The sequence below is a fragment of the Eubacterium pyruvativorans genome, assembly GCF_900102225.1.
Lineage (GTDB): Bacteria > Bacillota > Clostridia > Peptostreptococcales > Anaerovoracaceae > Aminicella > Aminicella pyruvativorans.
Map to the genome: position 1 here is coordinate 173,354 of NZ_FNBF01000001.1, position 11,024 is coordinate 184,377.

General features: G+C 56.0%; 10 protein-coding genes. 5 read left to right on the plus strand and 5 right to left on the minus strand.

Annotated features, from left to right (window positions below):
• Window positions 1–3 precede the first annotated feature (3 nt).
• The 4 genes from BLQ24_RS00845 to BLQ24_RS00860 are packed head-to-tail and all read left to right on the plus strand — an operon-like array spanning window position 4 to window position 6,022.
• Window positions 4–732, plus strand: a complete 729-nt coding sequence (locus BLQ24_RS00845) for a fibronectin type III domain-containing protein (RefSeq protein ID WP_090161656.1) — start codon at window positions 4–6, stop codon at window positions 730–732.
• Window positions 732–3,032, plus strand: a complete 2,301-nt coding sequence (locus BLQ24_RS00850) for a hypothetical protein (RefSeq protein ID WP_090161659.1) — start codon at window positions 732–734, stop codon at window positions 3,030–3,032. The genes BLQ24_RS00845 and BLQ24_RS00850 overlap by 1 nt, the downstream gene beginning before the upstream one ends.
• Window positions 3,025–4,203, plus strand: coding sequence for an ABC transporter substrate-binding protein (locus BLQ24_RS00855; RefSeq protein ID WP_090161662.1), 1,179 nt, complete (start codon window positions 3,025–3,027; stop codon window positions 4,201–4,203). Before BLQ24_RS00850 ends, BLQ24_RS00855 begins: the two co-directional genes overlap by 8 nt.
• 10 nt (window positions 4,204–4,213) lie before the next feature.
• Complete coding sequence (locus BLQ24_RS00860) at window positions 4,214–6,022, plus strand: ABC-F family ATP-binding cassette domain-containing protein (protein WP_090161664.1); 1,809 nt, start codon at window positions 4,214–4,216, stop codon at window positions 6,020–6,022.
• A gap of 1 nt (window position 6,023) precedes the next feature.
• Here the strand turns inward: BLQ24_RS00860 and BLQ24_RS00865 are convergent, their stop codons facing one another.
• The 5 genes from BLQ24_RS00865 to BLQ24_RS00885 all read right to left on the minus strand — a co-directional run bounded on the left by BLQ24_RS00865 (window position 6,024) and on the right by BLQ24_RS00885 (window position 10,567).
• Entirely contained in the window at window positions 6,024–6,767 is a 744-nt protein-coding gene (locus tag BLQ24_RS00865) for a hypothetical protein (protein WP_090161667.1), read from the minus strand.
• 268 nt (window positions 6,768–7,035) lie between these two features.
• Window positions 7,036–7,347, minus strand: coding sequence for a YbjQ family protein (locus tag BLQ24_RS00870; RefSeq protein ID WP_090161723.1), 312 nt, complete (start codon window positions 7,345–7,347; stop codon window positions 7,036–7,038).
• A 43-nt stretch (window positions 7,348–7,390) separates the two neighbouring features.
• Window positions 7,391–8,173 (minus strand): 4,5-DOPA-extradiol-dioxygenase, encoded by a 783-nt coding sequence (ygiD, locus tag BLQ24_RS00875; RefSeq protein ID WP_090161670.1) that lies wholly within the window; start codon window positions 8,171–8,173, stop codon window positions 7,391–7,393.
• A gap of 542 nt (window positions 8,174–8,715) precedes the next feature.
• Window positions 8,716–9,084, minus strand: coding sequence for a LysM peptidoglycan-binding domain-containing protein (locus BLQ24_RS00880; RefSeq protein WP_163427351.1), 369 nt, complete (start codon window positions 9,082–9,084; stop codon window positions 8,716–8,718).
• A 205-nt stretch (window positions 9,085–9,289) separates the two neighbouring features.
• On the minus strand, window positions 9,290–10,567 hold the full coding sequence (locus BLQ24_RS00885) for an O-acetylhomoserine aminocarboxypropyltransferase/cysteine synthase family protein (protein ID WP_090161678.1): 1,278 nt from the start codon (window positions 10,565–10,567) through the stop codon (window positions 9,290–9,292).
• 223 nt (window positions 10,568–10,790) lie between these two features.
• On the opposite strand from BLQ24_RS00885, the gene BLQ24_RS00890 reads away from it, so the two are divergent.
• Window positions 10,791–11,024: transposase (locus BLQ24_RS00890; RefSeq protein ID WP_143004215.1), on the plus strand; the 234-nt coding region annotated here is incomplete at its 3' end.

Consider the following 11,024-nt stretch of genomic DNA (forward strand, 5'->3'; position numbering starts at 1 on the left):
GAAATGAAAATAAGCAGAGTGAAAACGGCCCTGTGCCTGACAGCGGCGCTGGCGGTATCTTCCGGTGCGCTTCTTCCGGCTTCGGCGGCAGTGAAGGACGGAACTTACCTGGCGAATGTGTCCCTGCATAATCAGATGTTCCGGATCTATGAAGAGGATAACAGCACCTGCAGACTGACGGTGAAGAACGGCCGGATGACGGCGCTGATCCGTCTGAACGGCACCGGGTACGACCGTCTCTATGCCGGCACGAAGGAAAATGCCCCGGCGGATTCCGCCGGGGCCATCGAGGCGGTAACGGATGGAGAAGGCCTCTGTACTTACCGGGTCCCGGTGAAGGCGCTGGATCAGGAGATGAATCTGGCCGCCCATTCTAAGAAATATGACCGGTGGTACGACCGGACGCTGTCTTTTTCCCTGAAGCAGCCGGGTTCCCTCCGGGCAGTCTCCCCGAAGAAACACCTGGCGAAAGTGAGCTGGAAGAAGGTGAACTGGGATGAGATTGAAGCTGCTCAGAAACCGGGATATGAGCTGCAGTACGGTCTGAAGAAGAACCTGAAAGGCGGGAAGACACTAATTGTGAAAAAGGCCGGCACAACAGTGAAGATGATCCGGGGCCTGAAGTCCGGAAAGAAATATTACTTCCGGATCCGTTCCACCCGGCAGAATACGGCGGGAACGAAGACGGCGAAATTTGCCTGGAGCAGTGTGAAAGCGGTGAGGGTCCGGTGATGACGAAGAAACAGACAGGCCGGGGCCTGGCCCTGGCACTGATTGTGACCATGTTCGCAGCATTCCTGCCGGAGGCGGCATTCGGTGCGGAGGTACCGGCCGCCTCAGCAGATACAGCAGAGACGATGTCTTCTGCGGAGGAGATGCAGCAGGACAGACAGACGGATCATCCCTCTGCGGATGCAGCGGGAAATCCAGGGGATCAACAGACGGAAAATCAGCGGGCGGGCCTGCCGGCGGACGGAACGTATCAGCCGGGCGGTTTCCGGGTGACCGGCGGCACCGGAAGAGTTGTAATCACCTGTTCCTCCGTCACCCTCAGCGGCGGCAGGGCCATCGCTTCCATCCTCTTCCACAGTTCCTATTTCACGAGAATGAAAGTGAACGGAATGGAATATGAGGCGGCGCCGGCAGCGGGCGGCTCGCTGTTCCGGGTTCCGGTTCCTCTCAATGAGACGTTCACCGTCAGTGCGCTGACCACTGCCATGTCGGAGCCCCACTGGGTGGAGTATCAGATGACAATTTCCCTGGATGCCGGGGCACAGGCGTCTTCGGAGAATCCGAAAACGCCGGAGGAAAACCGAAACGGATCTGGAGGAAACACCTCAGCGCACCATAGCAAACCTTCCGCTTCGGCGAAGACGAAGCATCAGAAACTGAAAAACGGAACCTGGCAGGTTCGCACCCGGAGTGACGAACGGATGTTCCACATTCTCCCGGCGAAAGACGGGAAAACGTACAGTGTGCTCACGGTGAACGGAAAGAAAATGACTGCCGTGATCACGCTCCACGGTGTGGGGTACGACTACCTCTTCATGGGATCCGCTTCCGGCGCCGTGAAGGCGGGACGGAAGAGCTGGACCCGGTTCCGGGAAAAGGATGGGTTTTACACCTATGTTCTGCCGGTGTCTGCTCTGGACCGTCCTTTGAAAATCGCGGCCCACTCGAAGAAAAAAAATCACTGGTATCAGCATGTGATCACATTCTTTTCCGGCGGCGCGAAGAAACTCCGGCAGGGAGCCTGGGCTGTGACGAACGCCGGGGGATCCGGCCGTTCCGCTGACGGAAAAACGGGGAATACCGGAAGAAGAGGGAGAACATCTGGAACACAGACCCGTTTCAGAAATGACGGCCGGAGGGCGAAGGTTTCCCGGTACCGGGATGACGCCTCCGGCAGCACGTCCCCGGTGAACAGCCGTACAGGTCTGAAGGACGGTGTCTATACCCCGGAGCGGTTCAGCTGGTCCGGCGGTTCCGGCAGACTGTCCTGGATCCGCTGTGATAAGGTGACGGTGCGGGGCGGGAATGCCTACGCATCCATCGTCTTCGGCAGCAGCAGCTATGACCGGCTCCGGGCGAACGGCCGGGTCTATGCCCGGAGCGGAGGCGGAAACTCCACCTTCGTCATTCCAGTGAGCCTGAACCGGAACAACACCATCATCGGCCGGACCACGGCCATGAGTCAGCCCCACTGGATTCGGTATACCATTTTCGTAGGAAAGGGGGTTCCGAAGGCCCGGTCTGAGAAGATTGCGAAGAAGATCCGGCGGGAAACCAGGGAAAACCGGCAGCATTTCGCGAAAACTGCGCCGGAGATACCGGGGTTATCCTATTCCTCCCGGGTGAAAACGAAGAAAGCGGCCTATTTCCGCATCTTCCGGTACAGCCGGGGGGTCAGCCTGATCCAGATGAAACTGACCAGGCACACCGGATTGAAGAACCGTTACCGGGACGCCGGGAAAAAGGAGAAAGCGATTTACGACGAAGAGGGACGGAAGGAAGGAAAGACCCTGCCGGAAATCATGAAAGATCTGTATCATCATGATGTGGTGAACTATCTGGTGGTTCCGGAGAAGGTCACACTGCCGGCGGGGCTGGAAAAGGATTACATCATCATCCGGAAACCGGCGGACCATGTCTATTCCACTTCCGGAAGGCTTCAGAAGGCTGTATCCCGATGTTCCCTCCCGGAGGAAAACTTTACCTGGGGAAAGAAGGGCGAAGATCCGGACTTCCGCCGGATTCTGAAGACGAAAACGAACCTGGCCGTTCTGGACGGCAGCGTACTGCCGGAGGAAAATGCGGGAACGGATCAGATCGAGAAGAAAAAACAGGAACTGGAAAACCGGGAGGCCCGTTTCGCTGCCCTGAAGATTCCGATGATCGTCGACCGTTCCGGTCAGGAAAAGACGAAGCAGGGCAGGGCGGAATGGTCCCGGGTCTGGGATACCCTGTTCGGAACACAGAAGTCCGGGGCAGCCCCGGCGTCCACAAGGAGTGAACAGAAGCATCATGCGTAGAAAGAAAAAAAACTTTCTGCTGATCACGATATTACTGGCGGCGGCGCTTCTCGCAGGTTGCGGGAATGCGGCGCCGTCCGCATCGTCAGCGGGAAATTCAAACACAAAAAACAACGAAAACGCCCGGAAGATCCGGGGCCTTACCTACCAGTCCGAGGTGAAACGAGAGTATGCGGATCAGTTCCGCATCTACCGTTATCAGGGCGGATACCGGCTCATCACAGTGGCGGACGGCAGCAGATATCTGGTGGTGCCGAAGGGGAAGAAGGTTCCTGCGGGGGCCGGCGGGAAGACCGTCATCCTGCGTCAGCCTTTGTCCCACGTCTACAACGCCGCCACGGCCTCCATGTCCCTGTTCTCCGCCGCAGGCGCCCTGGATCAGGTCACCATGTCCTCCCTTCGAGAGAGCGGCTGGACTTTCTCTGCGCCCCGGCAGCGCATGCAGTCCGGTGCCATGGTGTACGCCGGGAAATACAGCGAGCCGGATTATGAAATGCTGGTGGACCGGCGGTGCGATCTGGCCATTGAGTCCACCATGATCTACCACACACCGGATGTGAAGGAAATGATCGAGGATCTGCATATCCCGGTGTTCGTGGACCGGAGCAGCTACGAGAAGTATCCCCTGGGCCGGGTGGAATGGGTGAAAGTTTACGGAGCCCTCACGGGAAGGGAGAGCGCAGCGAATCGGTTTTTCCAGGGACAAAAAACTAAGGCAGCCGGTCGGAAAACCGGCGGCGTCTCCCAGGGAAAGAAGGGGAAGAAAGTTGCATTTTTCTATCTTTCCACCGATGGCAAAGCCGTGGTGCGGCGGGAGGATGATTATGTCCCGGCCATGATCCGGATGGCCGGTGGGGAATACGCGTATTCCGGTGTACATGCCCGGGCCAGCTCGGTGCCCATGAGTATGGAGATTTTTTATGAATTGACCCGGGATGCGGACCTGATCGTGTATAATGGCAGTATTGACCGGACTGTTCGGAGCCTGGCTGATCTGAAGGCGAAGGATCCGATTATGAAGAAGATTCCTGCGGTCCGGCAGGGAAACTGCTATGTGGCCGGGAGCGCCATGTATCAGCGGACGGATCTCACGGGAGATATGATTGCGGATTTCCGCAATCTGCTGGCAGGAGACACCGGAGACCTGCGGTTTATGAAGAAACTGAAATAGAAGGAGAAGCATGGTATTACTGACGGGGAAGCATATCAAAAAAAGTTTTTCGGAGAAGACTCTTCTGGAAGATGTGGAGATCGCCATCAACGAGGGTGAGAAAATCGGCCTGGTGGGCATCAACGGCAGCGGGAAATCCACTCTGCTGAAGATCATCGCCGGGGTGATGGAAGAGGACGGGGGAGAGATCATCCGGAACAATGACCTGCGCATCGGGTATCTTCCCCAGAATCCGGTCTGCGATCCGTCCAGAACCGTGCTGGAGCAGGCCCTCCTCTGGTCGGAGGACACCGTGGAAGAATACATGGTGAAGAAACTGCTCACGATCATGCACATGGAAAGGTTCGACCAGCCCATGGGAGAACTGTCGGGAGGACAGAGAAAGCGGGTGGCCTTGGCGGCGGTGCTCAGCGGGGACACGAATCTGCTGATTCTGGACGAGCCCACCAACCACATGGACAATGATATCATCGAGTGGATGGAGGAGCGGCTCACAGAGTACAAGGGTGCGATTCTGATGATCACCCACGACCGGTACTTCCTGGAGCGGATTACGGATCACATTATGGAGATCGAGAAAGGTCGGCTGGTTTCCTATGTGGGAAATTACGAGTCCTATCTGATGCAGAAGGAGGAACGACTGGAGCTGGCGAAGGCCGGCGAGCGGAAACGGGCCAACCTGTACCGGAAAGAACTGCGCTGGATCCACTGGACGGCACCGGCCAGAACGACCAAATCCAGGAGCCGGGTGGAGCGGTTCGAGAAACTTCGGGATGCGAAGGAAACCTTCGAAGATCCCCGCATGGATATCAACACTGTCACCAGCCGTCTGGGAAAGAAGATCATCGAGCTCTCCCATATCTCCAAATCCTTCGACGGCCGCACCTACATCCGGGATTTCAGTTATAACATTCTTCGGAATGACCGGATCGGCATCGTCGGGGACAACGGCTGCGGGAAAACCACCCTGCTGAAACTGATCATGGGAGAAGAGGAGCCGGACAGCGGAACCATCGAAATCGGCTCCACGGTGAAGATCGGGTATTTCGCTCAGGAGGCCGAGGATATGGATCCGGATGTGCGGGTGATCCGTTACATCGAAGATATCGCCCGGCAGATCCGCACGGAGGACGGTTATGCATCCGCCTCCCAGATGCTGGAGCGGTTTCTGTTTCCGAGCTATATGCATTCTGTGAAAATCGGGAAACTCTCCGGCGGGGAGAAACGCCGTCTTTATCTGCTTTCCATCCTCATGCGGGCACCGAATGTGCTGATCCTGGATGAGCCCACCAACGATCTGGACATTGACACCCTGACGGTGCTGGAAGATTATCTGGATTCCTGGCCGGGGGCAGTTGTCATCGTCTCCCATGACCGGTATTTTCTGGACCGCCTGGTGGTCCGGACCTTTGCCTTCGAGGAAGGCGGATATATCGGCCACTATACCGGGGGATACAGCAAGTACATGAATGAGAAGGAGGCCCGGGAGCAGGAGCGTGCAGAAGGGGACCCGGGGGAAGCGTCTTCCCCGGGCTCCGCTGATCCGGAAAAGAATGCCGGCCGTCACCGGCGCCGGAAACTGAAATTCTCTTATAATGAAAAGCGGGAATATGAGACCATAGACGACGAGATCGCTTCCTTGGAGGAAGCGATCGGAGACGTGGAGAAGGATATGGAAGAAAACGGGACGAACTCCGCCAGACTCACGAAGCTCACCGCCAGGAAAGCCGAACTGGAAGAGCAGCTGGACCGGAAAATGGAGCGGTGGGAGTATCTGAACGAGCTGGCGGAGCGAATCGAACGGGGCGAAGAGGTCTGATCTAGCTCTCCGCCAGCCGGTGATTCAGAGCGGAAACCAGAAGAGACAGTGCGAAGTTGGCCGCCAGAATGACGAGAATCCATACCAGCGTCATATATACCGGCTGGGCGTGGACCAGCAGGAACGGATACGGTCCCTCTACGACGCCTGCGGCATTCAATACCAAAAGAATCAGACCATAGATGCTGGTCGGGATCAGGGACAGCAGGGCAGCTTTCTTCGAAAACGGTTTTCCCGGTTCCAGGAAAATGAAGGACAGCAGGGACAGCACCGGAACGAAAATATGGAAGTACTTCATACCGCCGCTCCACAGGACTTCTCCTGCTTTTCCGCCGGACAGCGGAAGAAGGATGAACAGGGAGATGAACAGCGTCAGTGTCGTCATGGTGACGGACAGGTAGCGGATGACCCGGACTGCCCGGTACCGGCTGGCGGCGTTCTCTCCGACGGCATTGATTTTCTGCCGGTCCCGGGCCTGATCGGCCCGGCGTTCCTCCCGGTTCTTCTGCATTTCATATTCCAGCGCATGGATTCTCCGGCGTGTGGCGCCTTCCGCCATCATATAGCAGAAGGAAGAGACGGCAGTCAGCAGACTGGCCAGTGCGCCGTAGGTGGTCAGGGCCCGGAAGCCGTCCGCCGGCACCGCATAGAAGAAACCCAGGATGGAAACGGCCACCAGCAGGATATTCAGGAAGATTGCCGCATCCTGATTCGTGCCGGAAAAGTTCTGATTCGTATTACTCATGTGAGAAATTCCTTTCTGATCTGTTTCCCGTCTTCCCGGTACGGTTTCGTTGATTTTCCGGTGCAGTCCGGAAAACCGCCGGGGAAGTGAGGGGCATCGGTATTTTGCGGCACAGGCCGCAACTGCAAGTATACCATGTTTCGTTCCGGGATGCTACCGTCTCCATTCCGCCAAAAAAAGCGGGAGATGCCGCCCGAACGATCTGTCTCGTTCGGGCGGCACCTCCCGGGCTGTTCACGAACCGGATGATCCGGAACCGAAAGCCGCCCTACCGGTACTTCACTGCCGTGCCGTATACGGTCACTTCCGCAGCGCTCTGCATGATGGATGAGGTGGCATAACGGACGCCGATGACGGCATCCGCTCCCAGGGATTCGGCTTCCCGGATCATCTGCTCTGTCGCAATGTCCCGGGCATCTTCCATCATCTTCGTGTAGTTCTTCAGTTCTCCGCCGATCAGCGTTTTCAGACCGGCACCGATATCCTTGAATGCGTTTACTGTCTGGATTGTGGAGCCTCTCACCAGGCCCAGGGGCGTGGTCTCCCGGCCGTCAATCTGTTCTGTTGTGATGATCAGCATCGTCATATCCTCCTCTCCTGATTCCTGGCTCGATTATATCAGATCACTGCCGGAAAACATAGCCCGTCATGGCCATGGATCCCAGATTGCACACATTGTTGAAGACCCGGGCAGAATCGGTTCCGGCGGCGCCCAGGCAGTAGAGCAGGGGAAGGAAGTGATCCGGTGTCGGCACTGCATAAGCTGCGTCCGGCAGACTGCGGTAGTTGATCACGGTCTGATCGTCTCTCTGTTCCACCGCTTCAGTGATCGCTCGGTTGAATGCCGTCGTCATCGGGGTTCCGCCTGCATTATCCCATTCCACCCGTCTCAGATTGTGCACCACATTTCCGCTTCCAAAGATCAGGTATCCCTGATCCCGCAGATCTGCCAGCTTCCGGCCCGTCTCATAACTTTCCGCCGGAGACAGCTTCTTATTCACAGAAAGCTGCACCACCGGAATATCTGCGTCCGGGAACATATGGACCAGCACGGTCCAGGTGCCGTGGTCGATGCCCCAGTCGTCGTTCACTGAGACGAAGTCTCCCAGCAGAGAGCGGACCTGATCGGTGAGCGCAGCGTGTCCGCTGACCGGGTATTTGACTTCGTACAGTTCCTGAGGAAATCCGTACATGTCGTAGACCTGCTTCGGTGTTCCGGCGCTCTGAATATAGGTTCCGTCCGTAAACCAGTGGGCGGAAATCGCCAGGATCGCTTTCGGTTTTCCCCATGTTTCTATGATACCGCGGCCCACAGAAGCCATTCCTTCGGTGATCTCGTTTCGTTCCAGCGCAATCATCGGGCTGCCGTGGCCGGAAAATACAACCGGCATTCTGTTTTCCTGCATTTTCTTCCTCCTGTATATCGCATCCATACGTCCGCTGTCAGCTGCTTCAATGTACTGACGGATGATCCTGACAGGGAGCGCATGCTGTCAGATTCTTGAAATATCATCATATTAGCATACTAATTTAATGTGTCAATAGAAAATTTTGTGAAGGTGTTCCTCGCTGCGTGCCGGATTTCCATCGGGGGAGAAGGGTGTTTTCCCATTTACAACTATTCCTAAAATCATAATTTTAGGAATAGTTGTGTCCCCGGGGCCGGTTTCAACCTCCTGTCCCAAAGATGCAGCGGCAGTTCCGCCGTACGGGAGCCCCGGAGCAGGATCTTCAAAAAAAGTAACGGAACCACGACAGCTGGTCTTCTGTCATGATCCCTCAGGATTCCAATGTGTGATGTTCCGGTGTCACACTGCACCGTGTTGAGATATAAAATTGGATGTTGGATGTATCGAAAACGAAATGAAATTTCGTCTTCGTCGTAAGTTATAAAGCGGTTTCCGGTGCTGTCGTCATCGGCCGCCGCAAGCGGTATCCGGCCGGTTCGCTATGCTTCGGCCGGCACCAGGATTTCCTGGCCCGCCCTGAGATCGTCGGCCTGTTCGATGCCGTTCACATGCATGATCCGGTCCACCGAGCGCCGCAGATCTGTATCCTTCGATCCGTACCGGTCGGCAATCGTCCAGAGCGTATCCCCGGACTCCACCTTCACCACCTGATAGGTGTCATAGGATTCGGCGCTGACGGTTCCGATGCTCAGCAGTCCGTTCAGCAGAAGCAGCGCCGCCAATGCGAGAATCCCCAGGAACAGCGTGAAACGGAATTTCGACGTAATGCGGTATTTCTTCCTCTTCGTTTCCCGCTTCAGCGACGGGACCTTCTGTAATTCTGTCTGTAAGCCCGTTGTATAGTACATGATCATCGCCTCCAAACGTATGTTCCTTTTGACAATTCTCATGTTATCAGAACGGACGTTCCTTGTCAACCGGTTTTTGAGAACAAATGTGCGCATATCCGCAAAAGAAAGAACGGACGATCCGCCGCCCTTCCGGCGGCGGTAAACGCCCGTTTCTTCACATATTCCCGTTTTTCGATTCTTCGGATCCGAGGTCTGGGACCGGCTATTTCACCTGATCCAGGGCCTGGGACAGATCGGCGATGATGTCATCCGCATTCTCGATTCCCACGGACAGCCGGACCATATCCGGTGCCACGCCGCCGGCCACCAGTTCTTCGTCGGTCAGCTGCCGATGGGTACTGGATGCCGGATGAAGAACACATGTGTGCGCATCCGCCACGTGGGTTGCGATGATGGCCAGCTTCAGATGTTTCATGAACTCTTCCGCCGCTTTCCGGCCGCCGGCCACGCCGAAGGAGATGACGCCGCAGGTGCCGTTCGGCATATATTTCTTCGCCCGTTCATAGTATTTGTCTCCCGGAAGTCCCGGATAATTGACCCAGGCGATCTTTTCGTGGTTCTGCAGGAAGGCCGCCACTTTCTCCGCATTTCTGCAGTGCCGCTCCACCCGGACTGCCAGGGATTCCAGTCCCAGGTTCAGGAAATAAGCGTTCATCGGCGCCTGGATCGATCCGAGATCCCGCATGAGCTGGGCTGTGGCCTTCGTGATGAATGCGCCGCCCTGCCCGAATTTCTCTGCATAGGTGATGCCGTGATAGGACGCATCCGGGGTGGTCAGACCCGGGAACTTGTCTGCATGGGCCATCCAGTCGAATTTGCCGGAATCCACAATGGCGCCGCCGACGGTTGCATCGTGACCGTCCATGTATTTCGTGGTGGAATGGGTGACGATGTCACAGCCCCATTCGAAAGGCCGGCAGTTGATCGGTGTGGCGAAGGTGTTGTCCACAATCAGCGGAACGCCGTGGGCATGGGCCGCATGAGCAAACCGTTCGATATCGAACACGATCAGGGCCGGGTTCGCAATGGTCTCTCCGAAAACCGCCTTCGTGTTTGGCCGGAAAGCTGCTTCCAGTTCTTCATCAGAGCAGTCCGGATCCACGAAAGTGAAGTCCACGCCCATCCGGCGCATGGTTACGTTGAACAGATTATACGTTCCGCCGTAGATGGTGGAGGAAGCCACTACATGGTCCCCCTGCCCTGCCAGATTGAATACCGCAAAGAAATTCGCTGCCTGTCCGGAAGAAGTCAGCATGGCTGCCGTGCCCCCTTCCAGCGCCGCAATCTTCGCCGCCACATAGTCATTCGTCGGATTCTGCAGACGGGAATAGAAATATCCTTCCGCCTCCAGGTCGAACAGCTTTCCCATGTCCTCGCTGGTGTCGTATTTGAATGTCGTGCTCTGCACGATCGGGATCATGCGGGACTCGCCGTTTTTCGGATGGTATCCCGCTTCGATACATTTCGTTTCTGTCTTCATTTCACGATTCCTCCATTACCATTCATCCGCTCCGCCGGAGCCGGACCGTACCCCTTCATCATAGCACGATTACCACCGGGTTTGTAGTGCTTTAGCAGGACAAAAAATTCGTCCGTGTGTAGCTTTACAATAGATGTGAGACCTCTGGAATAGAAAAAAGCGATTGAGTCCGTTAGAATGGTTTTACCACAAATCATAGCTAACGAAAGGACACTCAATCGCCATGAAAAGTATAACACATTCACAGCGCTATTTGCCCCACACTATTGAAACCAGATTTTATGCAGTAAAGCTTTACCGCAGCGGAAATTCCGTGCAGTTCGTCTGCCGGAGATACCATATATCCAAAGCATCGCTGATGCGATGGAATAAGCGGTTTGACGGAACCAAAGACTCTCTAAGAGATAAATCTCATAGACCTGTCTCTCCTCACCCAAATGCTCATACTGAACTTGAG

What these genes read in the sequence shown, in the direction of transcription:
- BLQ24_RS00865 (WP_090161667.1), bottom strand. Translation starts at nt 6,767, where the DNA reads ATGAGTAATACGAATCAGAACTTTTCCGGCACGAATCAGGATGCGGCA.
- ygiD (WP_090161670.1), bottom strand. Translation starts at nt 8,173, where the DNA reads ATGCAGGAAAACAGAATGCCGGTTGTATTTTCCGGCCACGGCAGCCCG.
- BLQ24_RS00885 (WP_090161678.1), bottom strand. Translation starts at nt 10,567, where the DNA reads ATGAAGACAGAAACGAAATGTATCGAAGCGGGATACCATCCGAAAAAC.
- BLQ24_RS00850 (WP_090161659.1), top strand. Translation starts at nt 732, where the DNA reads ATGACGAAGAAACAGACAGGCCGGGGCCTGGCCCTGGCACTGATTGTG.
- BLQ24_RS00845 (WP_090161656.1), top strand. Translation starts at nt 4, where the DNA reads ATGAAAATAAGCAGAGTGAAAACGGCCCTGTGCCTGACAGCGGCGCTG.
- BLQ24_RS00855 (WP_090161662.1), top strand. Translation starts at nt 3,025, where the DNA reads ATGCGTAGAAAGAAAAAAAACTTTCTGCTGATCACGATATTACTGGCG.
- BLQ24_RS00880 (WP_163427351.1), bottom strand. Translation starts at nt 9,084, where the DNA reads ATGTACTATACAACGGGCTTACAGACAGAATTACAGAAGGTCCCGTCG.
- BLQ24_RS00860 (WP_090161664.1), top strand. Translation starts at nt 4,214, where the DNA reads ATGGTATTACTGACGGGGAAGCATATCAAAAAAAGTTTTTCGGAGAAG.
- BLQ24_RS00870 (WP_090161723.1), bottom strand. Translation starts at nt 7,347, where the DNA reads ATGCTGATCATCACAACAGAACAGATTGACGGCCGGGAGACCACGCCC.